This window comes from Pantoea sp. Acro-807 (assembly GCF_011752675.1).
In the GTDB taxonomy this organism is placed as follows: Bacteria; Pseudomonadota; Gammaproteobacteria; order Enterobacterales; family Enterobacteriaceae; genus Pantoea; species Pantoea eucrina.
Genome location: NZ_VWXE01000010.1, coordinates 35,493 through 59,964 on the forward strand (window position 1 = coordinate 35,493; position 24,472 = coordinate 59,964).

The following is a 24,472-nucleotide window of genomic DNA, read 5'->3' on the forward strand; positions in this document are numbered from 1 at the left end:
CATCCCGCCACGCTTTTCACCGCGCGGATTTTGACTTTCGGCGGTAAAACCCGTTTTAATCTGCCATAAGTGAATGATTCAGGGCCGATGCAATGAAGAAACTGTCAGCCGCGCTGCTGCTTAGCTGCGCGCTGTCATCTCCCGCCCGGGCAGACGAGCCGCCACCCGATCGCAGTGCGCATCTGCCGGTGGCGCCTTATCTGCTGACGGGCGCGCCTGCGTTTGATATGACGATCGCGCAGTTTCGTGAAAGCTATAACGCGGCTAATCCTGCACTGCCGCTGCTGGAATATCGTGCAATAGACAATCGTGATGACAAGAGCCATCTGACGCGCGCAGCCAGCAAAATCAGCGAAACGCTTTACTCTTCCACCGCGCTGGAACAGGGCACCGGAAAGATTAAAACGCTGCAGATCACCTGGCTGCCGGTGCCGGGTCCGGAGATGAAGCAGGCTCAGCTGCAGGCGATGAATTATATGAGCGCTCTGCTGCGCTATTTCGTGCCGGGACTCTCGCCCGAAGAGGGACGCCAGAAGCTGGACGCGTTACTGAGCGCCGGCAAAGGCGTTCGCTATTTCAGCCGCACGGAGGGCGCACTGCGCTTTGTGGTGGCTGACAATGGCGACAAGGGCCTGACGTTTGCCGTAGAGCCGATTAAGCTCACGCTGGCTACTCCCTGATATCGCAGGCAGAAGTGACGAAAAGCAAAGCCAGCGCCCCTTTTGATCTCTATACTGTCTGGCAGACATCGCTGCCATGACGGCAGCGCTATTTCATGAATCGCGTAATGCGGAGGAACGAATGCGACATCCACTGGTTATGGGTAACTGGAAACTGAATGGCAGCAAGCAGATGACCGGCGAGCTGATTGAAGGTCTGCGTACCGCGCTGTCAGGCGTGGACGGCTGTGGTGTAGCGATTGCTCCACCGGCAATTTATCTGGATCAGGCAAAACATGCGATTTCCGGTAGCCACATTGCGCTGGGCGCGCAGAATGTCGATGTTAACCTTTCAGGTGCATTCACCGGTGAAACCTCCGCAGAGATGCTGAAAGATATCGGCGCAAAGTACATCATCATCGGTCACTCTGAGCGTCGCACTTATCACAAAGAGAGCGACGAATTTATCGCGAAGAAGTTTGCGGTGCTGAAAGAGGCAGGTCTGGTGCCGGTACTCTGCATCGGCGAAACCGAAGCGGAAAATGAAGCAGGCAAAACCGAAGAAGTGTGCGCGCGTCAGCTGGATGCCGTGCTGGAAACTCAGGGCGCAGCAGCGTTTGAAGGTGCAGTCATCGCCTATGAACCCGTCTGGGCTATCGGCACCGGCAAGTCGGCCACGCCAGCGCAGGCGCAGGCGGTGCACAAATTTATTCGCGATCATATTGCGAAGAAAGATGCCGCTGTCGCACAGCAGGTCATTATTCAGTATGGCGGCTCAGTAAACGATAAAAATGCGGCTGAACTCTTTACCCAGCCCGATATCGACGGGGCGCTGGTAGGCGGCGCATCGCTGAAAGCAGACGCCTTTGCCGTAATCGTAAAAGCGGCGGCAGCAGCGAAAAAAGCATAAGCTTTTTTATAACCTGTTTCAGGGCGGCCTTACGGCCGCCTTTTTTGTACATTTACTTATTGAGCAGCTGACACTGATAATCCTGGAGTTCGCCTGCCGATCCACCATTCAGCATCAGCCAGTTACGCTCCAGCGCCAGCAACGCTAATCGGCCATCCGGTAATGCTGTCAATGCCATCCCATAGTGCCCCATTTTTTCGCGCGCCCCTGCCACTTCTTTCGCCAGACGGATAAACGCACTTTGATTGAACAAGTGTGCTTCAGAGATTGCGCGAACCAGATAGCGATGCCGGTTTATTGTCACAGGCTGCCACGCGTCATGCAGGTGAGATGCCTGACTATCGAGCAGCTGACGCACCTCCGGACGCAGACAGGAGAGATGGATATGCAGCTGATTTTGAGAGCGTCCATACTGCGCATTGATCGCCAGAGAAAATGCGCTATCGCTGACTGGCTGACTGCCCTGAACCAGCAGATCGCGATGCTGCCAGGCAGCCGCGAAAAAGTTGGGCGTGTCCGGGTCCAGCAACACCGGACTTTCCATACCAGATATTTTTTCGATGGGCATCAACAGATAATGATGCGGGCCTTTAATATCTTTGTAGATAACATGACCCTGCCGGAGATTAACTTCTTTGCAAGGGGCTGGTTTGCTGTGTTGCGCCATAGCGGGCACACACTGTTCGCTTACAATCCGCCACAGCGCCTCGCCATTCCGGTAGTAATAAAAAATGGCTATGCTCAGCATGACAATAATGATAACCAGACCCCACACCAGGCCTGATAAAAACCGATTCCTTTCTTTCATAATCAATCCCTTAGCTACTGATGAAATGGTCTTATTTTAATCAGTTACACAGCGTGATGACTATCATATATCGATTTTTATACAAAAAAAGGTCAGCTAAAAGCTGACCTTTTTTATCGCTCATAGTGGGTAATCAGGGCTTCATAACGTGATCGTAGCTGCCACCGTCGGCGAAGTGATCTTTCTGCGCTTTACTCCAGCCGCCAAACTTCTCATCTACGGTGAAGAGTTTTACTGGTGCAAAGGTACTGGCGAACTTCTTCGCGACCTCTGCATCACGCGGACGATAGAAGTTCTGCGCCGCGATAGTCTGGCCTTCCGGCGAGTAGAGATATTTCAGGTAAGCTTCCGCCACGCTGCGTGTACCCTGCGCGTCGACCACTTTATCCACTACAGAAACCGTTGGCTCTGCAAGAATAGACTCGCCTGGCGTCACGATTTCAAACTTATCTTTACCCAGTTTTTCTACCGCCAGATACGCTTCGTTTTCCCAGGCGATCAGTACGTCGCCTATTCCGCGCTCTACAAACGTATTGGTTGCGCCGCGCGCACCGGAATCCTGCACCTCAACATTTTTAAACAGCGCTTTCACATAAGCGAGCGCTTTAGCCTGGTCGCCCTGATTCTGATCAAGCGCCCAGCCCCATGCCGCCAGATAGTTCCAGCGGGCACCGCCGGAAGTTTTCGGATTTGGCGTGATCACGGATACGCCAGGCTTAGTCAGATCTGACCAGTCATGAATATTTTTGGGATTGCCTTTGCGTACCAGAAACACAATGGTGGAGGTATAGGGCGCAGAGTTATCCGGCAGGCGTTTGATCCAGTTTTTGTCGATACGGCCGCGCTCAGCAATCGCATCCACATCGGACTGCAGCGCCAGCGTAACCACATCGGCACGAATACCGTTGATGACGGAGGTCGCCTGCTTGCCGGAACCGCCGTGCGACTGACGGATCACCACGTTATCACCGGTTTCCTGCTTGTAATGGGCGCTGAAGGCCTTGTTATATTGTTCGTACAGTTCGCGGGTCGGATCGTATGAGACGTTTAACAGCTGATAATCCTTTGCCAGCGCACCAGACGATGCCAGTAACAAGGTGATGCCGATACTCCACTTATTCATTTCCTGCTCTCCCGCGTAGGTTATGCCGCAAGAGTGACACAAAGCGAACAGTGGATTAAAGAATTAAAAATAAGCAGTTATAACTTGCAGGAATATAAAAAAGAGGAAAAGGCGCGAACGGGATCGCGCCTGCATGCAGATCAGTAGAGCTTTTTCGCCGTATCGAGCCAGTCGCGCTTGAACGGACGCTTCATGTTCTCAATCGCGTCGATGATATCGTGGTGCACCATCTTCTCATTCTGGATCCCGACACAGCGGCCGCCATAGCCCTGCAGCAGCAGCTCAATCGAGTAAGCGCCCATACGCGACGCCAGAATGCGGTCGTAAGCACAGGGCGCGCCGCCGCGCTGGATATGTCCGAGCACGGTGGCGCGGGTTTCACGCTTTGTCTCTTCTTCGATGAAGCGCGCCAGATCGTCGATATCGCAGATGTGCTCGGTAATCGCCACGATGGCGTGCTTTTTCCCTTTTGCAATGCCCGCCTTAATCTCTTCAACCAGCTCTTCACGGGTATACGGGATTTCCGGCAGCACAATAAATTCGCAGCCGCCGGCAATCGCCGCGGCCAGCGTCAGATCGCCACAGTAGCGGCCCATCACTTCCACAATTGAGATACGCTGATGCGATGAGGAGGTATCGCGCAGGCGGTCAATCGCTTCCACCACCGTTTCCAGCGCGGTGAAATAACCGATGGTGTAGTCAGTCCCGGCTACATCGTTATCGATGGTGCCTGGCAGACCGATGCAGGGGAACCCCATCTCAGTCAGCCGTTTGGCGCCCATGTAGGAGCCGTCACCACCAATCACCACCAGCGCGTCGATACCCCGCTTCTTCATGTTTTCGATCGCTGCCTGGCGTACCTCTTCATTACGGAACTCAGGAAAGCGCGCCGAGCCAAGAAAAGTGCCGCCGCGGTTAATCATGTCAGAAACGCTGTAGCGGTCGAGATTGATCATGCGATCTTCATACAGACCCAGATAGCCGTCATAGATACCAAAAACTTCCAGGCCTTCACTCAGGGCGGAACGGACAACTCCGCGAATGGCTGCGTTCATGCCCGGGGCGTCGCCGCCACTGGTCAGTACTCCGATTTTTTTGATCATGACAACCTCTGGATTGTTCAAAACTAAGGATTATTCCCGCCGATCGACCGGGTCATGCCTGCTCCCGAACGTGGGGCTTAATAGTTGCAGATAGTATATCAAAGGCTCAATGCTGAATTGATTCAGGTCAGACAAGTTTTCGCTAATTTTTTAAAGAGTTGTTAGCGTTTTGTCATTTTTAACATATAAGCGCCTGAATTAGAAAAGCTAAAAGCGGAAAAAGCCCTGCTGATGTTCCGGTACGACCGAGCAGGGATCCTGGTGAATAATGATGTCAGAACCTGGAAATTTCCGGCGCAGCGCCTGTTCAATCTCATCAGCAACGTGATGCGCCTGAACCAGCGGCAGCGCATCTTCCATTTCCAGATGCAGCTGAATAAACCGCGTCGGCCCTGACTGCCTGGTACGCAATGCATGCGCGCCGCATACGCCAGGCCACTGTGTCACCAGTGCAATAATCTGCTGCTTCTCCTGCTCCGGCAGCGCGCGATCCAGCAGCGCCTGCACGGCTTCATATCCCATACGCAGCGCGTTATAGAGGATATAGACGCCGATCCCCAGCGCAAACAGCGCATCAGCACGCGCAAAACCGTAGCTGCTCAGACCCAGCGCCACCAGAATCGCGCCATTCATAACGATATCTGACTGATAGTGCAGCATATCGGCGCGAATCGCCTGACTGCGGGTGCGCCGTACAACCCAGCGCTGGAAAGCCACCAGCGCCAGCGTGGAAAAGAGGGCAACAATGGTTACGACAACGCCAACCAGCGGCGCGCGCAGCGTTTCCGGTTTTGCCAGGTGCTGAATGCCGGTCAGAAACAGAAAGAGCGCGGAGCCGGAGATAAACATGCTCTGCGCCAGCGCCGCCAGCGATTCTGCTTTGCCATGGCCGAAAGTGTGATCATCGTCGGCGGGCTGCAGCGCATAACGCACCACCAGCAGATTGGTCAGCGAGGCGGCGATGTCGACCAGCGAATCCACCAGTGCCGCCAGCACGCTGACCGATCCGGTGTACCACCAGGCAAAAATCTTGACCAGCAGCAGCGCCAGCGCCAGTGAGGTAGCGGCCAGCGCAGCGCGCCGGACCAGTGTTGCGTACTCAGAATCCATGTTTCGCCCTATTAAACAGATGCGCGTGCCCGCCTTAACTGAAAACAAGTTTATCATCAGTCCGGCAGAGCTGTGTCTGCGATGCGCTATTCACCGGCAACGGCATACGGCGGGCAAAAAAAACCCCGCCATCATGGCGGGGGAAGACAGGGATGGTGTCTATGGCAAGGAAAAACAGGGATACTATGTTACTGGTTACTACTGGTGCTACTCACTGCTTGCAGCGATGACGACGACTGCAATCCTGAGAACCGACGAACATCATTCAGCCGGCGTTCATGATTCTTTTTTAACGCTGCCTGCTGCACAGGCGTCAGCAGGTGATACATCTGATTACGAACCCGGGCCATCTCAACCTGCAGGTCAACCTGCGCGCGGGCCTGTTTTTCAGCCAGCTGGCGGATCGCCGATTCATTAAATTTGTCTGCAGTGACAAGGTCATGCATAGTTTCAATATCCTGAACGCTTAACACCGGGCGCTCATGACGTGCTTGCTGCATCAGATCCCGCATTTGCTGCCGCTGCTGTTCGGTAAGCTCAATACCATCGAACATGTGACTTTGCGGATTTTGCGTCATACTGCCTGTCGTCAAGCCGCCGTTTTGATGCATCTCTTCAATCGCTGTCGTCTCTGCTGCAACTGCGCTGGCGTGACTAAGAACCATCGCTGAAGCAATGACGATGACGGTTAAGTTGCGCATCGTTTACTCCCGGTTTGCTCTGTTTTGCGATTCAACGAGACCCAGTTTACGGCGGCAGCTGCAAACAACCGTCAGGGGGTGTAAAACTACGTAAAGCGTTGGATTGCCAGTGTGGGAACACGGTATTTTGCCTGCGGAGGGCAATAAAAAATGAATAAAATCCTGTTGGTAGATGACGACCGCGAATTAACTTCGCTGCTTAAAGAATTACTCGAAATGGAAGGGTTTGAAGTCATTGTAGCCAGCGATGGAGAGCAAGCACTTACTCTGCTGGACAGCTCTGTTGACCTGCTGCTGCTGGATGTCATGATGCCGAAGAAAAACGGTATCGATACGTTGAAAGAGCTGCGTCAGCAGCATCAGACGCCGGTCATTATGCTGACCGCGCGCGGCAGCGAACTGGATCGCGTTCTGGGGCTGGAGCTGGGGGCGGATGACTACCTGCCTAAACCGTTCAACGACCGTGAACTGGTGGCGCGTATTCGTGCGATCCTGCGTCGTTCAAACTGGAGCGAGCAGCAGCAACAGCAGCACGATACCAGTTCGCCGACGCTTGAAGTCGACTGCCTGCGTCTGAATCCGGGGCGCCAGGAGGCGAGCTTCGATAACGAAACGCTCGATCTCACCGGCACCGAGTTCACGCTGCTTTACCTGCTGGCGCAGCATCTTGGCCAGGTGGTATCGCGCGAGCATCTCAGTCAGGAAGTGCTTGGCAAACGCCTGACGCCCTTTGACCGTGCCATCGATATGCATATCTCCAACCTGCGCCGCAAACTCCCTGAGCGTCGTGATGGCCATCCATGGTTCAAAACGCTGCGCGGACGCGGCTATCTGATGGTTTCTGCATCATGATAGGCAGTCTGACGACCCGCATCTTCGCCATCTTCTGGCTTACGCTGGCGCTGGTGTTGATGCTGGTCCTGATGGTGCCCAAGCTCGATTCGCGTCAGATGACCGCTCTGATGGAAAGCGAACAGCGGCAGGGCACCATGATTGAACAGCATGTGGAAGCGGAACTCTCTCAGGATCCGCCTAATGACCTGATGTGGTGGCGCCGGCTGTTTCGCGCTATCGACAAATGGGCGCCGCCGGGTCAGCGCCTGCTGCTGGTCACCAGTGAAGGCCGGGTCATCGGCGCACAGCACAATGAAATGCAGGTGATCCGCAACTTTATCGGTCAGTCAGACAACGCCGATCACCCGCAGAAGAAAAAATATGGCCGCGTTGAGATGGTTGGTCCCTTTGCCGTACGCGACGGCGAAGATAACTATCAACTCTATCTGATCCGGCCAGCCACCAGTTCTCAGCTCGATTTTATCAACCTGTTATTCGACCGGCCGCTGCTGCTGCTGATTGTCACGATGCTGATTAGCTCTCCGCTGCTGCTCTGGCTGGCATGGAGCCTGGCTCGACCGGCGCGCAAGCTGAAATACGCGGCGGATGAAGTGGCCAGCGGCAATCTGCGTCAGCATCCTGAACTGGAGTCAGGTCCGCAGGAGTTTCTGGCGGCCGGATCCAGTTTTAATCAGATGGTCAGCGCGCTTGAGCGCATGATGACTGCCCAGCAGCGCCTGTTGTCCGACATCAGCCATGAGCTGCGCACTCCGCTGACGCGCCTCCAGCTGGCTACGGCTCTGCTGCGTCGTCGTCATGGCGAAGGGAAAGAGCTGCAGCGCATTGAAACCGAAGCGCAGCGGCTGGATGGCATGATCAACGATCTGCTGGTGCTGTCACGTACCCAGCATAAAAACGCCCTGGTCAGCGAGGCGATGAAAGCAAACCAGCTATGGAACGGCGTGCTGGAGGATGCGCGCTTTGAAGCGGAACAGATGGGTAAAACCATGGAAGTGCCCTATCCGCCTGGCCCGTGGCCGCTGTATGGCAACCCGCATGCGCTGGAGAGCGCTCTGGAGAACATCGTGCGCAATGCGCTGCGCTATTCTGATTCACACATCAGCGTGAGCTTCTCGGTGGATATTCAGGGCATTACCGTTCACGTGGATGATGACGGTCCGGGCGTAAGCGAAGAAGATCGCGAGCAGATTTTCCGCCCGTTTTATCGCACTGATGAAGCGCGCGATCGCGAGTCTGGCGGCACCGGGCTTGGGCTGGCAATTGTGGAGACGGCCGTACAGCAGCACCGCGGCTGGGTCAAAGCAGATAACAGCCCGCTGGGCGGGCTGCGCCTGACGCTCTGGCTCCCGCTATACTCTGCCCGCCAGTAATTTGTTATGCTTCGGCCCCTGATTGCGGGGGCCTTATGCTGAACATTGTTTTATTCGAACCTGAAATACCACCCAACACCGGTAATATCATCCGCCTGTGCGCTAACACCGGCTTTCAGCTGCATCTGATTGAGCCGCTTGGCTTTGCGTGGGATGACAAACGGCTGCGCCGCGCCGGACTTGATTATCATGAATATACCGCGCTGAAAAAACACGCCAGCTACAGCGCTTTCCTCGCGTCTGAGGCGCCGCAGCGTCTGTTTGCCCTGACCACGAAAGGTACGCCAGCACACAGCGCCGTCAGCTATCAGGCCGGGGACTACCTGCTGTTTGGCCCGGAAAGCCGGGGCCTGCCCGCGGAAATCCTTGACGCCCTGCCTGCCGGACAGAAGATACGCATCCCGATGCGCGCCGAAAGCCGCAGCATGAATCTCTCCAATGCCGTATCAGTGGTGGTGTATGAAGCGTGGCGCCAGCTCGATTTCGCCGGCGCGCTGATCAGAGATTAAATCCCGTCACCATATTCAAAACCGGCGCCGGTAAAATGCTGATCCATATCCATTGAGGGTTTATCGCTGGCGGGTTTGCCCACAATGCGCGCCGGAACGCCAGCGGCGGTGGTATGCGGGGGAACAGGCTGCAGTACCACCGAGCCGGCACCGATTTTTGCTCCGCGACCTACGTCTATGTTGCCGAGGATTTTAGCGCCGGCACCAATCATAACGCCTTCGCGAATTTTAGGATGGCGATCGCCGCTGGTTTTGCCGGTCCCGCCCAGCGTAACGGATTGCAGGATAGAGACATCATTTTCTACTACGGCCGTTTCGCCGATCACAATACCCGTAGCGTGATCCAGCATGATCCCGCGCCCGATACGGGCCGCCGGGTGAATATCAACGGCGAAGGAAACGGAGATCTCATTTTGCAGATAGACAGCCAGCGCGCGGCGACCCTCTTTCCACAGCCAGTGGCCAATACGATAGGCCTGCAGCGCATGGAAGCCTTTCAGGTAGAGCAGCGGCGTAGAGTATTTGTCTACTGCCGGATCGCGCTGGCGTACGGCCTGAATATCATAGGCCGCTGAGACAATCATCTCCGGATCCTGACGATACGCTTCTTCAACAATTTCACGCACAGCGATAGCAGGCATAATCGGATTCGCCAGCTTGTTCGCCAGCATGTAGCTGAGCGCGCTGCCGAGATTTTCATGTTTCAGCAAAGTCGCGTGATAAAAGCTGGCCAGCATCGGTTCGCAATCTGCCAGCGCTCTGGCTTCTGCTTTGATATGGTTCCAGACCAGTTCTAACTCTTCAGACGACATTGCTGTTTACTCCCATAAAAAAGCGCCGCAGAGGCGCTACAGGTTGGTGTGCTGAGCATCCTGCTCTAGCCCGGGCTGTTTTCGTCCTTCCTTGCACGACCCAGTAAGCTTAATGCTGCCTCTCGCGCCGTTTTTTCGCAATACAGTACCTGATAAATCTGCTCGGTTATCGGCATTTCAACGCCCATTCTCGCTGCCAGGGCTTTGACTTCTTTGGTATTTCTGTAGCCTTCTACAACTTGTCCGATAATGCGTTGCGCCTCTTCAACGCTCTCGCCCTGACCCAGCATCATGCCAAAACGGCGATTGCGTGACTGGTTATCGGTGCAGGTCAGCACCAGATCGCCCAGTCCTGCCATGCCCATAAACGTTACCGGATCGGCACCCAGCGCCGCGCCCAGACGGCTCATCTCTGCCAGGCCACGGGTGATCAGTGCGGTACGTGCGTTAGCGCCGAAGCCTATACCGTCTGAGATGCCGGCACCGATAGCAATAACGTTTTTAACGGCCCCGCCCAGCTGAACACCGGTAAAATCGGCGTTGTTATAAACGCGGAAGCTTTTGCCGCAGTGCAGCTTCTGCTGCAGATCGTCAGCAAACTCCGCATCGGTCGCCGCAAGTGCGATAGCGGTAGGTAAACCGGCGGCCAGCTCTTTGGCAAAAGTAGGCCCGGAAATTACCGCCAGCGGAATAGCGTCGCCCAGGATCTCCCGCGCAACGTCCTGCAGCAAACGGCCGGTCTCTTTTTCCAGGCCTTTGGTAGCCCAGACAACACGGGAATCGATACGCAGGTAAGGTTTAATCTGCTGCAGCACGTCGCCAAAAACATGGCTCGGTACTACTACCAGCAGATCGCGGCTCGCGCGAACCACCTGGGCGAGATCGGCTTCAGGGATCAGATTATCGGGAAAAGGAACATCGGGCAGGAAAGCGGTGTTACAGCGGTCAGCCTGCAGGCGGGCGACGCTTTGCGGATTGTGGCCCCAGAGCAGAACCGGATGCCCGTTGCGAGCCAGCGTGATAGCGAGAGCGGTGCCGTACGAGCCGGCACCGAGTACGCTGATAGACGCGTTATCTGTTGTCATCAGGCATCCTGACGTGGCGCTTCGCCTTCACCTTGCTGCTGCAGGTAGTTCATGAACAGCGCATCGAAGTTAACCGGAGCCAGATTGAGCTGCGGGAACGTACCGCGTGAAACCAGGCTGGTCACGCACTCACGTGCGTAAGGGAACAGAATGTTCGGGCAGTATGCGCCAAGGCAGTGCGCCATCTGCGTGCCATCAATACCGCTGATGGTAAAGATACCCGCCTGCTGTACTTCGCACAGGAATGCGGTCTCTTCGCCTACGGTTGCGGTTACCGTCACGCGCAGCACCACTTCATACACTTCATCAGCCAGCTGAGAAGAGGCGGTATCCAGATCCAGTTTGACTTCCGGCTCCCACTCTTTCTGAAAAACCTGCGGTGCGTTTGGCGCTTCAAAAGAGACATCTTTGGTATAAACGCGCTGGATCTGGAACTGCATTTCGTTGGTGCTTTGTTCTGACATGTTACTAAGTCCTTAAGTGATAATTATCAGTGCAGAAGAGTTAAGCCTGAAGCAGAGGATCGAGTCCCTGACGCCCGTCCAGCGCGTAGAGATCGTCACAACCACCGATGTGCTGAGCGTCGATAAAAACCTGCGGCACCGTGGTGCGGCCACTGCGCCGGATCATCTCTTCACGTTTCATTGCGTCCCCATCGATAGGGATCTCCTGATAAGAAACGCCTTTCTGATCCAGTAACGCCTTTGCACGATGGCAGTATGGGCAGGTTACTTTGGTGTAAATCTCAACATTAGCCATGCGGAATACCTCAGATGATTATTTACCGCGAACCAGCGGCAGGTTTTCGCCACTCCAGCCGCTGACGCCATCTTTCAGGACAGCGACATGTTCAAAGCCTGCTGCGCTCAGCGTTGCTGCTGAATCGCCCGCGCTCTGACCGGTGGCACATACCACAATTATGGGCTGCGACTTGTGCTTTTCCAGCTCGCCGAAGCTGCCTTTTTTAATATCTGCTGCTGCTACGTTAACCGCGCCGGAAATATGTCCCTTGCGATAATCGTCGCGTGAACGCACGTCTACTACCACCGCGTTCTCTTTATTAATCAGATGGGTCGCTTCGCCACGGCTGATGGTTTTTACCTTAGAGAACATCCCTTTAACGGTGGTCACAATCACCAGAATAAGTAAAACGACCCATGCCAGACTAAGGATGGGGTGATTGCTTGCAAACTGCATGATTTCTTGCATGAGAGGTAACGACTCCAGACCGGGCTTATAAGCTAAAACAAGGGTTCTGAGTATACCTGCGCCACTTCGCATGTACAGTCGCGATGCGGGCAGAGATACGATTTGTGCGTCATTTTCCAAAAAAAATGTTTTAATCGCAAAATTCAGACAATGTTTATCGCGCTAAGCTTTAAAGCGACACGTTTCGTAATCTAAAAGCTGGCCGGGATAACTGGTAAGCGGCTGTTCATCGTGGAATAATTATCAACTATGAAGGGAAAAGCGCGCATTACACCTACAAGGACTCATTACAACGGCCCGGCTTCTCAGCTGGTATTCCGCTGGTCCCCCCTCTCCCTCAGCCTGCTGTGTGCGGGTATTTTTTTGCTGCCTGTTACGGGTTACAGCGCTGACGACAATAAAGCGCAGCTAAAAACCATTCAGCAAAGTATCGCGGAAAAAGAGAAGAGCGTTAAAGCTCAGAAAGTTGAGCGCAGTAAACTGCTCGATCAGCTCCGGAGTCAGGAGAAGATTATTGCCCAGGCGAGCCGTCAGCTACGCGAAACGCGCAATAGCTTAAGCACGCTCGACAAAGAGGTTGCTCAGCTTACCGCCTCTATCTCTCGCCTTGAAAAGCAGCAGACGCAGCAGGAAAGCCTGCTGGCGCAGCAGCTCGACGCCGCTTTTCGCCAGGGGCAGCATAATGGTGTACAGCTGCTGCTGGGCGGCGCAGAAGCGCAGCGCAGTGAACGCATCCTGGCCTATTTTGGTTACCTCAACGCCGCGCGGCAAAAAAATATCGATGAGCTGCGGCAGACCCGGCAGCAGCTGGCTGAGCAGCGTCTGACCATGCAGAGCAAACAGCAGCAGCAAAAAAATCTGCTCGTTCAGCAGCAGGCGCAGCAAAGCAAACTGGAAAACGCCAGCGCCGCCCGCAAAAAGACCCTCTCCGCGCTGGAGAACGCGCTGGAAAAAGATCAGGCAGACCTGGTTGAAATGCGTCAGAACGAAAGCCGTCTGCAGGATAAAATTGCCAAAGCAGAGCGCGAAGCGCGTCAGCGGGCCGAGCGCGAGGCGCGTGAAGCCGAGAAGGTGCGCCAGCGTCAGGCGCAGGCCAAAGCGAAAGGCTCCAGCTATGCCCCCACGCAGAGCGAGCGTGAGCTGATGGCGCGTACCGGCGGACTGGGGCGCGCAGGCGGCCAGGCTTTCTGGCCGGTACGCGGCAGAATTGAACACCGCTTCGGTGAGGCGATGCAGGGTGAGCTACGCTGGAAAGGACTGGTAATCGACGCACCGGAAGGTACCGAAGTGAAAGCGATTGCGGATGGACGGGTACTGATGGCCGACTGGCTGCAGGGCTACGGGCTGGTTGTGGTACTGGAGCACGGTAAAGGCGATATGAGCCTGTACGGCTATAACCAGAGCGCACTGGTAAGCGTCGGTGCACAGGTCAAAGCTGGTCAGCCGGTGGCGCTGGTAGGCACCAGTGGCGGCCGCGGTACGCCGTCGCTCTATTTTGAGATCCGCCGTCAGGGCAAAGCTGTTAACCCACTACCGTGGTTAGGAAGATAAGTGCTGTTTTTATCCCGAACGTTACCCGCTCTGCTATGCGGCTCGCTTCTGAGTTTCAGCGTGCAGGCGGCAAAATTAGCGATTGTCATTGATGATTTTGGCTACCGTCCCACCGAAGAGAACAAAGTGCTGGCGATGCCGGCAGCCATCTCTGTTGCCGTACTGCCCAACGCCCCGCATGCGCGTGAGATGGCAACCAAAGCCCATCAGCGCGGTCATGAAGTATTGATTCACCTGCCGATGGCGCCGCTCAGCAAACAGCCGCTGGAAAAAGATACCCTGACGCCGGAGATGAGCAGCGACGAAATCGCCCGCATTATCCGTGAAGCCAGCGGTAAAGTTCCCTACGCGGTTGGCCTGAACAATCATATGGGCAGTAAAATGACCTCCAGCCTGCCCGGCATGCAGAAAGTGATGCAGGTGCTGAATCACTACAACTACTATTTTCTCGACAGCATGACCATCGGCAATAGTCAGGCCGTTGCAGCGGCGCAGGGCACGCAGGTCAAAGTCGTGAAACGCCGCGTGTTTCTTGATGATAATCAAAATGAAGCGATGGTACGACAGCAGTTTACCCGGGCGGTTAAGCTGGCACAGCGGGACGGGTTTGCTATCGCTATCGGCCATCCGCACCCGACAACAGTGCGCGTGCTGCAGCAGATGCTGCCTTCCCTTCCGGCTGATATTACGTTGGTTACGCCAGGACAGCTGCTGAATGAGCCGCTGCGTCACAGCGCAAAACCTGCTGCAGCCTCTCCGGCTAAACCCGCCAGCGTGCGCTTCCGCGCGCCTGCCATCTGTAAAGTCAGTGCCGCGCCAGTGCCGCAGCAGCGGGCAGTGGAAATTATCGGCGAAGGCCTGATGCAGAACCCTTTCATGCTCAAACTGAAAGCGCTGTTTTAAAGCAGCGGTGTGGGCCACCGCACCGCTGACATTCACATTGCAGCCAGAAAGTTTATACTCTTGCCGGAAAACTCACGGCACAGAACAAGGACATCAGCAGGAATGACGCCGCATAAACGAAAAATTCTACTGCTTGATAATGGTCGCGAGTGGGGCGGCGGCACGAATAGCATGCTGGAATTACTGAAGCGGATCGATCGTAACCAGTTCGATATTACCTGCTGCTTTTATCATAATTATTCGCGCGGCAATAACGAAACCATTGAGCAAATTCTTGGATCGTTAACGATTCCGGTGACGTTTATTCCGCAGCGCAGACAACCTCTCTGGGCAAAAATCAGCAAAGAAATAGTCCGCACGCTGCTTTTTTTCAGCAAAGAGAGCAGAAAAAAAGCGATTCATTTTGTGGATCGCCGATGGCGTATTATCCCGAACGCGCACAAGATTGGCGCGCTTCTGCAAGCCGGGCAGTTTGACCTGCTTTATATGAATAATCAGCCCAGTACCAACACTGAAGGCTATCTGGCAGCCCGCCCGCTTAATATTCCGGTGGTTCAGCACTGCCGTATTGACCCGGTACTGAATCGCCAGCTGGTCGCGATGCTGAACCGGGACTGTGAGGCGATTATCTGCGTTTCGCACGGTGTCAGTCATACGCTGCAGCGTCATGGTGTCCATCAGCATCTCTGTCATACCGTCAGCAATGCCATCGATATCCACCAGCCGTTACCCGATCGTACCGCGGTTCGTCAGGCGCTGCAGATTGCCCCGGAAACCTTTGTGTTTGGCTCTATTGGGTCACTGATAGCGCGTAAAGCCAATCACCATACGCTGAGCGCACTGGGCCGGTTTCACCGCCTTTACCCTCACGCTGACTGGAAAATGCTGATTGTCGGTACCGGTCCGGAACAGGCTAACCTTGCACAGCTGGCAGAAAAAGAGCAGATTGCTGACCGCATCGTTTTCACCGGTTTTAAAAATAATGCGCTGGATTTTCTGGCCGCGTTCGACACGTTCATACTGGCCTCGCAAAGTGAAGGCTTACCCCGCGTGGTGCTTGAAGCGATGCTGGTCAATACTGCCGTTATCGGATCGCGGGTAACCGGGACAGCTGAGCTGATTGAACACAACCAGACCGGTCTGCTGTTTGAATATGGTGATATTGCAGAGCTGACACAGCAGCTGATCGCTCTGTGGGAGAACAGAGAATTACGTCAGAAATTAACCGACACGGCTGCCGGAAAGGTACGCGAACATTACGCTATTGAAAACTATATTCAGGGCGTAGAAACGGTTCTGGCTAATGTTATTCAGGAAAAGAGTCATGCTTAATTTTTTTAATAAACGTTTCCGCCATATTCGCGCGCGGCATAATATTCCCTACAGCCAGAGTCGCGTGCAGGGCAAGACTCCTGTCACCTCCGTGGTGATCCCGTGTGCGGGTGAGGACTATATTGAAGAAGCGCTGCTCAGCGCCTGCTTTGCCAGCCGTTTTGCCACCAGCGTCACGGAGATTGTTATCGTCAGCGACCAGCCCGCGACACAATTTGGTGAGCTGCCGGCAAAGACCCGCGTTGCCACGCTGACCATTCCGCACCGTGAAGAGAGCTACCGTTATAAACAGATTTACCGCAGCCGGCTGATCAAACTGCAGGCGCCTTTGCAGGCCAGCGGTGACGCGGTTCTGATGATCGACTCTGACCTCAACCTGCTTAAAGATCCAGCCCTCAGCCTGCGTGAAGGCCATCTTTACTCCAGCTTCAGAGAAGGCAGAATGATTGCCAAACTTGAAAACGCGGCTGAGGAGCAGATCCCGGCTTACTATAAACCCGCCATCCGGCCCTATCTGGTTGACCATGTCAACGGCGCTTATCTGGCCGCCACGCGTCAGACCTGGAAGCGTATCTGCCCGCTGTGGCTGACGCTGTTTCAGGATACCTGGGAGCTGATGAATGATAATCAGCCCCCCACCGATCAGCTGCCGCTCTCTGCGCTGCTGGATATGCTCGATCTGGTTACGGTTAACCTGGGCGAGTGGGCAAACTGGCCGGTCTCCAAGCGCATCGGCGGAACGGCAGCGGTCATTCCGCCTGAGGTCATTGGCGCACACGGCGGTTTTCCGTTAAGCGAATGGCAGAAGTATCTGCAGGACCCGGCGCAGCCGCTGCAGTTTAAAGGTCAGGACTATACGCGCAAAGTACGCTACCTGACGGATGAAGAGAAAAAACGCGGCTGATACTACTCCGGCCTGCGGGCCGGAGTCCGTTTAATCCCAGCTCAGCACCACTTTCCCTGACCGCCCGGAGCGCATGTCATCGAACCCCTGCTGAAACGCGTCGATGTCATAGCGGTGGGTGATCACCGGCGTAAGATCCAGTCCGGACTGGATTAACGCCGCCATCTTGTACCAGGTTTCAAACATCTCACGGCCATAGATACCTTTGATAAACAGGCCTTTGAAGATGACCAGATTCCAGTCGATCGACATATCGCCGGGTGGAATGCCCAGCAGCGCAATGCGTCCGCCGTGGTTCATGGTTTCCAGCATCGTGCGGAAAGCTGCCGGTGCGCCTGACATCTCCAGTCCGACATCAAATCCTTCGGTCATACCGAGATCCTGCATCACGTCGCGCAGATTTTCCTGCGCCACGTTAACCGCACGGGTCACGCCCATCTCGCGAGCCAGACTCAGACGGTATTCATTCACGTCAGTGATCACAACGTGACGGGCACCTACGTGCCTGCAGACGGCGGCAGCCATAATACCAATTGGCCCGGCGCCGCAGATCAGGACATCTTCACCGGGCAGATCAAATGACAGCGCGGTATGTACGGCGTTGCCAAACGGATCGAAGATGGCTGCCAGTTCGTCAGAAATGTTATCGGGAATTTTAAACGCGTTGTATGCCGGGATAACCAGATACTCCGCGAAGCAGCCCTGGCGATTGACCCCCACGCCCACCGTATTGCGGCACAGGTGCGTTCGCCCTGCCCGGCAGTTACGGCAGTGGCCGCAGGTAATATGCCCCTCTCCGGAAACGCGATCGCCAATGGCGAAGCCTTTCACCTCCTGTCCCATGCTAACCACTTCACCGACATACTCATGTCCGGTGATCATCGGGACCGGAATGGTTTTACGCGACCACTCATCCCAGTTGTAGATGTGGATATCCGTACCGCAAATAGCGGTTTTACGGATCTTAATCAGCAGATCGTTATGACCCGGTTCCGGCACCGGTGCATCCTGCACCATCCAGATCCCCTCTTCAGCTTTCAGTTTGGCAAGTGCTTTCATTTTTCTGCTCCTGCAGCAATCACGCCCAGCCGCTGGCCGACGCGGATAAAAGCGGCGATAGCCTGTTCCAGCTGCGCCTGCGTGTGAGCGGCAGACATCTGCGTGCGGATGCGCGCCTGACCCTGCGGCACCACCGGATAGAAAAAGCCGGTGACGTAAATGCCTTCCTGCTGCAGCAGCGTGGCAAATTGCTGCGCCACGTTAGCCTCACCCAGCATCACCGGAATAATGGCGTGATCGGCGCCGGCCAGCGTGAAGCCTGCCGCGGTCATCTTCTCCCGGAAGAAGCGCGCGTTATCCCATAGCCGCTGGCGCAGACCGTCACCCTCACTCAGCAGATCCAGCACCCGCAGCGAGGCCGCGACAATTGCCGGAGCCAGCGAGTTAGAAAACAGATAGGGACGAGCACGCTGACGCAGCCACTCCACGACCTCTTTTTTCGCGGCTACATAGCCGCCGGAGGCACCGCCCAGCGCTTTACCTAACGTTCCCGTGAGGATATCAACGCGATCCATCACGTCGCAGTATTCATGCGTGCCGCGCCCTGCTGCGCCGATAACGCCCACCGCATGAGAGTCATCGACGATGACCAGCGCATCAAACTCCTCCGCCAGGTCGCAAATCCCCTGCAGATTGGCAATCACGCCATCCATAGAGAACACGCCATCGGTAGCGATCGCGATATGCCGGGCACCTTTATCACGCGCCTCCTGCAGACAGGTACGTAGCGCCTGCATATCGTTATTGGCGTAGCGATAGCGCTGCGCCTTACACAGGCGTATGCCATCAATGATGGAGGCGTGATTCAGCGCATCGGAAATAATGGCATCCTCCAGACCCAGCAGCGCCTCAAACAGGCCGCCGTTAGCGTCAAAACAGGAGGAGAAAAGAATAGACGCTTCCATACCAAGAAAGTCAGCCAGCTTACGCTCCAGCTGCTGATGCGTATCCTGCGTACCGCAGATAAAGCGCACCGACGCCATACCAAAGCCGTGGGAATCCATACCCTCTTTCGCTGCCTGAATCAGCGCCGGATGATTTGCCAGACCGAGATAGTTATTGGCACAAAAGTTAATGACCGGCGTGCCGTGATCAACGCTGATCTCCGCCTGCTGGGCTGACGTAATGCGACGTTCCTGTTTGAACAATCCGTCCTGACGCGTTGTCTCAAGCTGCTGACGGATTTGCGAATAAAACTGATTGGACATGATTCTGCTCCTTAGATCGCAAATTACCGGAGCATCTTACTGAGCAAATAGCAGGCAGACGATATTTCAGCCAGTTAAATGTTCGTTTTGCAGCATAGTTCACGCCGTAGTCAGCGTTTGTGCGATACGCCTCACGCATCTGGCTGTCCGGACAGGGCTGAAATGTTATGATGATGAGTATTCGTGCGTGAAACCTTCTGTTTCACCCTAACTGATTAAAGGCTAAGCATATGATTATCGTTACCGGCGGCGCTGGCATGATTGGCAGCAACATCGTTAAAGCGCTTAACGATCGCGGTCATAGCGACATTCTGGTCGTGGATAACCTGAAAGATGGCACCAAATTCGTCAATCTGGCGGATCTGGATATCGCTGATTATATGGATAAAGAGGAGTTTCTCTCTTACATCATGTCAGGCGAAGATCTGGGGCCGATTGAAGCGGTATTCCATCAAGGTGCCTGTTCCGCCACCACCGAGTGGGATGGCAAGTACATGATGGATAACAACTATCAGTACTCTAAAGATCTGCTGCATTTCTGCCTTGAGCGCGAGATCCCGTTTCTCTACGCCTCCTCTGCCGCGACCTATGGTGGCCGCAATGAGAACTTTATCGAAGAACGTCAGTATGAAGAGCCGCTGAACGTCTACGGCTATTCAAAAATGCTGTTCGATCATTACGTGCGTCAGATTCTGCCTGAAGCGGATTCGCCGGTGTGCGGTTTCCGCTATTTCAATGTGTATGGTCCGCGCGAAGGGCACAAAGGCAGTATGGCCAGCGTGGCGTTTCATCTGAATACGCAAATCAGCAACGGCGAGAACCCTAAGCTGTTTGAAGGCAGCGACAGCTTCCGCCGCGATTTTATCCATGTAGATGATGTTGTGGCTGTAAACCTGTGGTGCTGGGAGAATGGCGTATCCGGTATCTATAACTGCGGCACCGGACGCGCGGAATCGTTCCAGGAAGTGGCTGATGCCGTGCTTAAATTCCATCAGCAGGGCCAGATTGAGTACATTCCTTTCCCGGATAAACTCAAAGGACGCTATCAGGCATTTACCCAGGCCGATCTGACAAAACTGCGTGAAGCGGGCTATGACAAGCCATTTAAAACTGTCGCACAGGGCGTGGGCGAGTACATGGCCTGGCTGAATCGCAACGTTTAAGGACACCCGCATCAGCGATGAAAATTCTGGTTATTGGCCCTTCCTGGGTCGGCGATATGATGATGTCGCAAAGTCTCTATCGCACTCTCAAGGTGGCGCATCCTGATGCGGTCATTGATGTGATGGCACCCGCGTGGTGCCGCCCGCTGCTGTCACGCATGCCGGAAGTGAATCAGGCGCTGGCGATGCCGCTGGGGCACGGCGCGCTGGCGTTGGGCGAACGCCGTCGTCTCGGCAAAACCCTGCAGGCCAGCGGTTACGATCGCGCTTACGTATTGCCGAACTCGTTTAAATCGGCGCTGGTCCCCTTTTTCGCCGGCATACCGCGCCGCACCGGCTGGCGCGGTGAAATGCGTTACGGCGTGCTCAATGATGTGCGGGTACTGGACAAAGCGGCGTTTCCGCTAATGGTAGAGCGCTATGTTGCCCTGGCGTATGACACGCCGGTAACCTCCGCTCAGCAGCTGCCACAGCCGCTGCTATGGCCGCAGCTGCGCGTAGAGGACGACGAAAAGCGCATGACGGCTGCGCAGTTTGGCCTCTCCACCGATCGTCCGGTTATCGGCTTTTGTCCGGGAGCAGAGTTTGGACCGGCGAAACGCTGGCCGCATTATCACTATGCTGCCCTGGCGGAACAGCTGATCGCAGAAGGCTACCAGGTCGTGCTGTTTGGCTCAGCCAAAGATCGCGACACCGGCGAGTCGATTCTGCAGGCGCTGCCTGAGCCGTTGCGTGCGCACGGCAAAAATCTGGCGGGTGAGACGCAGCTGGAGCAGGCCGTGATCCTGCTCGCCCACTGTCGCGCCGTGGTCAGCAACGATTCCGGTCTGATGCACATTGCGGCAGCGCTCAACCGGCCGCTGGTCGCGCTGTATGGCCCGAGCAGCCCGGATTTCACGCCGCCGCTTTCCCGTCAGGCCCGCGTTATCCGGCTAATCAGCGGCTATCACAAAGTGCGTAAAGGCGATGCCGCTGAGGGTTATCATCAGAGCCTGATCGACATTACCCCTGCGCGCGTGCATCAGACCCTGAGCGCGCTGCTACAGCCGGCGCAGGAGCAGACATGCACGTTTTAATCGTTAAAACCTCTTCGATGGGAGATGTTCTCCATACGCTACCCGCGCTTACTGACGCCATGCAGGCGCTGCCAGGTATCCGCTTTGACTGGGTAGTAGAAGAGAATTTTGCTCAGATCCCCGGCTGGCATCCTGCCGTAGATAAAGTCCTGCCGGTTGCAATCCGTCGCTGGCGCAAACACTGGTTTGGCAGTCAGCAGCGCGAAGAGCGCGTCGCGTTTAAGCGCAATTTGCAGTCGCGCCAGTATGATGTGGTTATTGACGCACAGGGCCTGATTAAAAGCGCAGCCCTGGTGACGCGTCTGGCAACCGGCACGAAGCATGGTCTGGACAGCCGCAGCGCGCGTGAGCCTTTTGCGAGCTGGTGGTACGACAGGCGCCATGAGGTCAGCAAGCAGCAGCACGCCGTTGAGCGCACGCGTGAGCTGTTTGCGAAAAGTCTGGGCTATGAAAAGCCTGCCACCCAGGGCGATTACGCCATCGCGGCACATTTTCTGACTCCCCGGATCGAAGCAGCCCCCTCCTGGCTGGTGTTTCTGCACGCCACAACCCGCGACAATAAACACTGGCCGGAAGCGCACTGGCGTGAGCTGATCAGGCTGCTGCAGCCCACCGGCCTGCAAATCAGGCTGCCGTGGGGTGCAATACATGAACAGCAGCGTGCACAGCGGCTGGCAGAGGGCTTTTCCCATGTAGAAGTCCTGCCAAAACTGACGCTGGAGCAGGTGGCGCAGCAGCTGGCAGGCGCGCGCGCAGTGGTCTCCGTCGATACCGGGCTCAGCCATCTGACCGCCGCGCTGGACAGACCCAATATTACGCTGTTCGGTCCCACCGATCCGGGTCTGATTGGCGGTTACGGCAGAAACCAGCATGCGCTGATCGGTAAGAATGGTTCTATGCAGGATATCGCAGCAAGTCAGGTTATTGATAAGCTGAAGGAAATTTTGTAGATGCGATCTTTTTTTAAACAATTATATCGCTATACGCACAGCAGAGGCCTAAGGCATAACGAAAATTTGTGGCCACATTTCTCCATCAAACGTGCTCCGGAAGGGCACATTAGTCAGCTCTTTTGGAAAAAAAGAGAAATTAATATAAAACCACTGGACTCTGCACTAAAAGCTGCAACAACGGATGTAACAATCGTTGCCACAGGTCCATCGGTCAGAGATACAGATTTTACATTATTAAGCAACACAACGTTTATTGGGGTAAATGGGGCTTATGAATTGCGAAAAGCGATAAGCTTTAGTTTTTATATTATTGTGGACAGGGATTTCATGAAGAACAGGTTCGATATTATCGAGAAGATAATTAACGACACTCAGTTAACATTGTTAATAACACTGCACTGCCTGAATGATTTACTCCTCAAAAAAAGCAGTGGAGATATACGCTGCAGTTTAACGATCATTGAAGATGTTAGCTATAAAATTTATCAGGAAAAGGTTAACCCAGAAGATTACACTACCGTTTATGGAAAATATCCAGAGTTCGATATCTATCCTGCAAGCCCGCAAACTGGTTTTTCATGGGATATCAGAAAAGGAATATTCGATGCCGGGACAGTAGCCTATTGGGCATTGCAGGTAGCGGTGTGGTTGGGAGCTACAAGGATATTTTTAGCGGGTGTAGATATGAATAATTTTTCCCTGCCCAGATTCTATGAAAACGAAAATGATAAGCAGCCAAGTTCCCTGCAGCTGAACTTTGAAAAATTAATAAAACCTGCTTTTTGTAAGGCCAGCCAGGGTCTGCAGAAAAAGGGCATAACAGTATATAACCTATCAATGAAAAGCGGATTGAGCGACTCTATTTTTAAAAAGGCAAGACTAAATGAACTTTTCACAAAAAAATAACTTACTGGAGAGAATCGCTTCTTTCTCTTTTATGTCTTTTATTTTCTTGCTTGTCATTTTTACTGACATCGGAAAAATAAACAATTTATTTTATATATCTTTCATCTCAATGGCTTTATATATATTTTCCTTAAAAAGGAAAAACACGGCGCTGGAGAAAATCAACTGGCGACCCTATATTTTCGTGGGAATTTTCCTGTTTTATTACAGCCTGTCCAATTTTTGGTCAGGTAATCCTTCAAACTTTTTCTCTACATTAAAACATTCTTTCTATCTGCTTTTTGTTCTGTACATCTGCAACCATATAATAAAAAAACATGGAGCAGTGACGTTTTTTTCAATAATTTTTTCCGCAAGCCTTATTCTTTTGGTGTTAATCTTGTTTATGGTTAACAAAAGTACTTTACTATCCAATCGGCTTGAACATGCTTTTTTTGCAGCCCCTTCTAACGTTATCGATTTAGGGGGATATTTTGCTATAGGAATTTTGAGCGGCCTTATTGTGGCTCGTGAATCAGGTAAGCAATGGATTTACTTCCTGTGTGCACTCCTTTTTATTGGTCTGATTTTAACACAAAGTCGAGGACCGTTTTTTTCATTACTGATAGCTCTTGCTGTCACGCTGGCTAATTATAGAAAGTACCGTATAAAAAACGTTATATATATCACTTTTATTTTAATTTCAATTTGCATATTCTTTTTTATCACTGATTATGGCCATCAGTTTTGGCTAAGAATAATTGCATCTTACAAACAAAGCTTTATTCGTTTCGGCATTTGGGAGCATGGTATTAAAGAGTCTATGATTCATCCATTTTTTGGGTGGGGGTTTGATAAAGAATTGCGCTTCGTAAATAGTGTTGGACAGCATATAGCTACTACACATAGTGTTTATGTTGCGGCTTTTCTTAAGGGCGGTTTAGCAGGATTAGCGCTCCTGTTTGTCGTTATTGCCAGCGCTCTATTGCAGGCATATAAGAAGTTTCGTCATGGCAAAGAGCTTGAGGCTGCACTCTATATATTTTCACTGGTGTTTATCTCGACTCAGGGAATGTTTGTTATCAGCGGACCAGCAGAAATGTGGATTCTTTTCTGGATACCGCTAGCAGTAGTGCTTCCTAAGCAAGAAAAATAAAATATGGCTGGCAGAAAGCTATTTCTGC

Annotated in this window: 26 protein-coding genes; 14 read left to right on the plus strand and 12 right to left on the minus strand. The window is 53.9% G+C overall.

Annotated features, from left to right (window positions below; translation table 11 throughout):
* The first annotated feature begins 92 nt into the window (after window positions 1-92).
* Both F3J39_RS17280 and tpiA read left to right on the plus strand, forming a co-directional pair.
* Window positions 93-680, plus strand: a complete 588-nt coding sequence (locus tag F3J39_RS17280) for a YiiQ family protein (protein WP_039381214.1) — start codon at window positions 93-95, stop codon at window positions 678-680.
* A gap of 121 nt (window positions 681-801) precedes the next feature.
* Window positions 802-1,569, plus strand: coding sequence for a triose-phosphate isomerase (gene tpiA, locus F3J39_RS17285; RefSeq protein WP_039381215.1), 768 nt, complete (start codon window positions 802-804; stop codon window positions 1,567-1,569).
* Between the two features lie 52 nt (window positions 1,570-1,621).
* On the opposite strand, the gene F3J39_RS17290 is transcribed toward tpiA, so the two are convergent.
* The 5 genes from F3J39_RS17290 to cpxP all read right to left on the minus strand — a co-directional run bounded on the left by F3J39_RS17290 (window position 1,622) and on the right by cpxP (window position 6,414).
* Complete coding sequence (locus tag F3J39_RS17290; protein WP_166714473.1) at window positions 1,622-2,377, minus strand: CDP-diacylglycerol diphosphatase; 756 nt, start codon at window positions 2,375-2,377, stop codon at window positions 1,622-1,624.
* 133 nt (window positions 2,378-2,510) lie between these two features.
* Entirely contained in the window at window positions 2,511-3,500 is a 990-nt protein-coding gene (locus F3J39_RS17295) for a sulfate ABC transporter substrate-binding protein (RefSeq protein ID WP_166714474.1), read from the minus strand.
* A gap of 140 nt (window positions 3,501-3,640) precedes the next feature.
* The gene (gene pfkA, locus F3J39_RS17300; protein WP_039381217.1) at window positions 3,641-4,603 is read right to left on the minus strand and encodes a 6-phosphofructokinase; all 963 of its coding nucleotides are present in this window, start codon (window positions 4,601-4,603) and stop codon (window positions 3,641-3,643) included.
* Window positions 4,604-4,810: 207 nt separating this feature from the next.
* Window positions 4,811-5,713 carry a CDF family cation-efflux transporter FieF gene (gene fieF / locus F3J39_RS17305; RefSeq protein ID WP_039381218.1) on the minus strand — a complete coding sequence of 301 codons (903 nt, stop codon included), beginning with the start codon at window positions 5,711-5,713 and terminating at the stop codon, window positions 4,811-4,813.
* Window positions 5,714-5,901: 188 nt separating this feature from the next.
* Entirely contained in the window at window positions 5,902-6,414 is a 513-nt protein-coding gene (gene cpxP, locus F3J39_RS17310; protein WP_039381219.1) for a cell-envelope stress modulator CpxP, read from the minus strand.
* Window positions 6,415-6,564: 150 nt separating this feature from the next.
* Here cpxP and cpxR point away from each other — a divergent pair, with 150 nt between their 5' ends.
* From cpxR to trmL, 3 genes are read left to right on the plus strand one after another with little or no spacing between them, the layout of a single operon-like run.
* Window positions 6,565-7,266: an envelope stress response regulator transcription factor CpxR gene (gene cpxR / locus F3J39_RS17315; protein WP_039381220.1), complete on the plus strand. Its 702-nt coding sequence runs from the start codon at window positions 6,565-6,567 to the stop codon at window positions 7,264-7,266.
* The gene (cpxA, locus tag F3J39_RS17320) at window positions 7,263-8,639 is read left to right on the plus strand and encodes an envelope stress sensor histidine kinase CpxA (protein WP_039381221.1); all 1,377 of its coding nucleotides are present in this window, start codon (window positions 7,263-7,265) and stop codon (window positions 8,637-8,639) included. Before cpxR ends, cpxA begins: the two co-directional genes overlap by 4 nt.
* A 35-nt stretch (window positions 8,640-8,674) precedes the next feature.
* On the plus strand, window positions 8,675-9,148 hold the full coding sequence (gene trmL / locus F3J39_RS17325) for a tRNA (uridine(34)/cytosine(34)/5-carboxymethylaminomethyluridine(34)-2'-O)-methyltransferase TrmL (RefSeq protein WP_039381222.1): 474 nt from the start codon (window positions 8,675-8,677) through the stop codon (window positions 9,146-9,148).
* On the opposite strand, the gene cysE is transcribed toward trmL, so the two are convergent.
* The 5 genes from cysE to F3J39_RS17350 form a co-directional block, all read right to left on the minus strand.
* On the minus strand, window positions 9,145-9,960 hold the full coding sequence (gene cysE, locus F3J39_RS17330; RefSeq protein ID WP_039381223.1) for a serine O-acetyltransferase: 816 nt from the start codon (window positions 9,958-9,960) through the stop codon (window positions 9,145-9,147). The two genes, trmL and cysE, sit on opposite strands and share 4 nt — an antisense overlap.
* Before the next feature lie 65 nt (window positions 9,961-10,025).
* On the minus strand, window positions 10,026-11,045 hold the full coding sequence (gene gpsA, locus F3J39_RS17335) for an NAD(P)H-dependent glycerol-3-phosphate dehydrogenase (protein ID WP_039381224.1): 1,020 nt from the start codon (window positions 11,043-11,045) through the stop codon (window positions 10,026-10,028).
* Window positions 11,045-11,509: a protein-export chaperone SecB gene (gene secB, locus F3J39_RS17340; RefSeq protein ID WP_039381225.1), complete on the minus strand. Its 465-nt coding sequence runs from the start codon at window positions 11,507-11,509 to the stop codon at window positions 11,045-11,047. Before secB ends, gpsA begins: the two co-directional genes overlap by 1 nt.
* A gap of 40 nt (window positions 11,510-11,549) precedes the next feature.
* Window positions 11,550-11,804 (minus strand): glutaredoxin 3, encoded by a 255-nt coding sequence (grxC, locus tag F3J39_RS17345; RefSeq protein ID WP_039381226.1) that lies wholly within the window; start codon window positions 11,802-11,804, stop codon window positions 11,550-11,552.
* An 18-nt stretch (window positions 11,805-11,822) separates the two neighbouring features.
* Window positions 11,823-12,254 (minus strand): rhodanese-like domain-containing protein, encoded by a 432-nt coding sequence (locus F3J39_RS17350; protein ID WP_039381227.1) that lies wholly within the window; start codon window positions 12,252-12,254, stop codon window positions 11,823-11,825.
* 249 nt (window positions 12,255-12,503) lie between these two features.
* Between F3J39_RS17350 and envC the strand changes: the two genes are divergently transcribed.
* From envC to F3J39_RS17370, 4 genes are all read left to right on the plus strand, one after another.
* Window positions 12,504-13,805 (plus strand): murein hydrolase activator EnvC, encoded by a 1,302-nt coding sequence (gene envC / locus F3J39_RS17355; protein ID WP_039381228.1) that lies wholly within the window; start codon window positions 12,504-12,506, stop codon window positions 13,803-13,805.
* A gap of 3 nt (window positions 13,806-13,808) precedes the next feature.
* Window positions 13,809-14,708, plus strand: a complete 900-nt coding sequence (locus F3J39_RS17360; RefSeq protein WP_071668660.1) for a divergent polysaccharide deacetylase family protein — start codon at window positions 13,809-13,811, stop codon at window positions 14,706-14,708.
* 102 nt (window positions 14,709-14,810) lie between these two features.
* On the plus strand, window positions 14,811-16,040 hold the full coding sequence (locus F3J39_RS17365; protein WP_108570142.1) for a glycosyltransferase: 1,230 nt from the start codon (window positions 14,811-14,813) through the stop codon (window positions 16,038-16,040).
* A complete protein-coding gene (locus F3J39_RS17370; RefSeq protein WP_094111633.1) occupies window positions 16,033-16,944 on the plus strand; it encodes a hypothetical protein in 912 nt (303 codons plus the stop codon). Before F3J39_RS17365 ends, F3J39_RS17370 begins: the two co-directional genes overlap by 8 nt.
* A gap of 30 nt (window positions 16,945-16,974) precedes the next feature.
* On the opposite strand, the gene tdh is transcribed toward F3J39_RS17370, so the two are convergent.
* Window positions 16,975-18,003, minus strand: coding sequence for an L-threonine 3-dehydrogenase (gene tdh, locus F3J39_RS17375; protein ID WP_039381231.1), 1,029 nt, complete (start codon window positions 18,001-18,003; stop codon window positions 16,975-16,977).
* Entirely contained in the window at window positions 18,000-19,211 is a 1,212-nt protein-coding gene (locus F3J39_RS17380) for a glycine C-acetyltransferase (RefSeq protein WP_166714475.1), read from the minus strand. Before F3J39_RS17380 ends, tdh begins: the two co-directional genes overlap by 4 nt.
* Window positions 19,212-19,441: 230 nt before the next feature.
* Here F3J39_RS17380 and rfaD point away from each other — a divergent pair, with 230 nt between their 5' ends.
* Genes rfaD through F3J39_RS17405 form a run of 5 tightly spaced genes read left to right on the plus strand, consistent with a single transcriptional unit; the run spans window position 19,442 to window position 24,444 of the window.
* Entirely contained in the window at window positions 19,442-20,374 is a 933-nt protein-coding gene (gene rfaD, locus F3J39_RS17385; RefSeq protein WP_166714476.1) for an ADP-glyceromanno-heptose 6-epimerase, read from the plus strand.
* A 17-nt stretch (window positions 20,375-20,391) separates the two neighbouring features.
* Window positions 20,392-21,450: an ADP-heptose--LPS heptosyltransferase RfaF gene (gene rfaF / locus F3J39_RS17390; protein WP_071668642.1), complete on the plus strand. Its 1,059-nt coding sequence runs from the start codon at window positions 20,392-20,394 to the stop codon at window positions 21,448-21,450.
* Window positions 21,438-22,400: a lipopolysaccharide heptosyltransferase RfaC gene (gene rfaC, locus F3J39_RS17395; RefSeq protein ID WP_166714477.1), complete on the plus strand. Its 963-nt coding sequence runs from the start codon at window positions 21,438-21,440 to the stop codon at window positions 22,398-22,400. Before rfaF ends, rfaC begins: the two co-directional genes overlap by 13 nt.
* On the plus strand, window positions 22,401-23,309 hold the full coding sequence (locus tag F3J39_RS17400) for a sugar glycosyltransferase (protein ID WP_166714478.1): 909 nt from the start codon (window positions 22,401-22,403) through the stop codon (window positions 23,307-23,309). It abuts the gene before it with no gap.
* Window positions 23,287-24,444, plus strand: coding sequence for an O-antigen ligase family protein (locus F3J39_RS17405; protein WP_108570145.1), 1,158 nt, complete (start codon window positions 23,287-23,289; stop codon window positions 24,442-24,444). Before F3J39_RS17400 ends, F3J39_RS17405 begins: the two co-directional genes overlap by 23 nt.
* Window positions 24,445-24,472 lie beyond the last annotated feature (28 nt).

Bases quoted from the DNA above. Each gene is read 5' to 3' on its own strand.
- F3J39_RS17405 (WP_108570145.1), top strand. From the start codon at position 23,287: ATGAACTTTTCACAAAAAAATAACTTACTGGAGAGAATCGCTTCTTTC.
- rfaC (WP_166714477.1), top strand. From the start codon at position 21,438: ATGCACGTTTTAATCGTTAAAACCTCTTCGATGGGAGATGTTCTCCAT.
- fieF (WP_039381218.1), bottom strand. From the start codon at position 5,713: ATGGATTCTGAGTACGCAACACTGGTCCGGCGCGCTGCGCTGGCCGCT.
- F3J39_RS17380 (WP_166714475.1), bottom strand. From the start codon at position 19,211: ATGTCCAATCAGTTTTATTCGCAAATCCGTCAGCAGCTTGAGACAACG.
- rfaF (WP_071668642.1), top strand. From the start codon at position 20,392: ATGAAAATTCTGGTTATTGGCCCTTCCTGGGTCGGCGATATGATGATG.
- F3J39_RS17295 (WP_166714474.1), bottom strand. From the start codon at position 3,500: ATGAATAAGTGGAGTATCGGCATCACCTTGTTACTGGCATCGTCTGGT.
- tdh (WP_039381231.1), bottom strand. From the start codon at position 18,003: ATGAAAGCACTTGCCAAACTGAAAGCTGAAGAGGGGATCTGGATGGTG.
- secB (WP_039381225.1), bottom strand. From the start codon at position 11,509: ATGTCAGAACAAAGCACCAACGAAATGCAGTTCCAGATCCAGCGCGTT.
- F3J39_RS17365 (WP_108570142.1), top strand. From the start codon at position 14,811: ATGACGCCGCATAAACGAAAAATTCTACTGCTTGATAATGGTCGCGAG.
- cysE (WP_039381223.1), bottom strand. From the start codon at position 9,960: ATGTCGTCTGAAGAGTTAGAACTGGTCTGGAACCATATCAAAGCAGAA.
- tpiA (WP_039381215.1), top strand. From the start codon at position 802: ATGCGACATCCACTGGTTATGGGTAACTGGAAACTGAATGGCAGCAAG.
- F3J39_RS17290 (WP_166714473.1), bottom strand. From the start codon at position 2,377: ATGAAAGAAAGGAATCGGTTTTTATCAGGCCTGGTGTGGGGTCTGGTT.
- F3J39_RS17280 (WP_039381214.1), top strand. From the start codon at position 93: ATGAAGAAACTGTCAGCCGCGCTGCTGCTTAGCTGCGCGCTGTCATCT.
- pfkA (WP_039381217.1), bottom strand. From the start codon at position 4,603: ATGATCAAAAAAATCGGAGTACTGACCAGTGGCGGCGACGCCCCGGGC.
- cpxP (WP_039381219.1), bottom strand. From the start codon at position 6,414: ATGCGCAACTTAACCGTCATCGTCATTGCTTCAGCGATGGTTCTTAGT.
- F3J39_RS17350 (WP_039381227.1), bottom strand. From the start codon at position 12,254: ATGCAAGAAATCATGCAGTTTGCAAGCAATCACCCCATCCTTAGTCTG.
- grxC (WP_039381226.1), bottom strand. From the start codon at position 11,804: ATGGCTAATGTTGAGATTTACACCAAAGTAACCTGCCCATACTGCCAT.
- F3J39_RS17370 (WP_094111633.1), top strand. From the start codon at position 16,033: ATGCTTAATTTTTTTAATAAACGTTTCCGCCATATTCGCGCGCGGCAT.
- gpsA (WP_039381224.1), bottom strand. From the start codon at position 11,045: ATGACAACAGATAACGCGTCTATCAGCGTACTCGGTGCCGGCTCGTAC.
- cpxR (WP_039381220.1), top strand. From the start codon at position 6,565: ATGAATAAAATCCTGTTGGTAGATGACGACCGCGAATTAACTTCGCTG.
- envC (WP_039381228.1), top strand. From the start codon at position 12,504: ATGAAGGGAAAAGCGCGCATTACACCTACAAGGACTCATTACAACGGC.
- trmL (WP_039381222.1), top strand. From the start codon at position 8,675: ATGCTGAACATTGTTTTATTCGAACCTGAAATACCACCCAACACCGGT.
- cpxA (WP_039381221.1), top strand. From the start codon at position 7,263: ATGATAGGCAGTCTGACGACCCGCATCTTCGCCATCTTCTGGCTTACG.
- F3J39_RS17400 (WP_166714478.1), top strand. From the start codon at position 22,401: ATGCGATCTTTTTTTAAACAATTATATCGCTATACGCACAGCAGAGGC.
- rfaD (WP_166714476.1), top strand. From the start codon at position 19,442: ATGATTATCGTTACCGGCGGCGCTGGCATGATTGGCAGCAACATCGTT.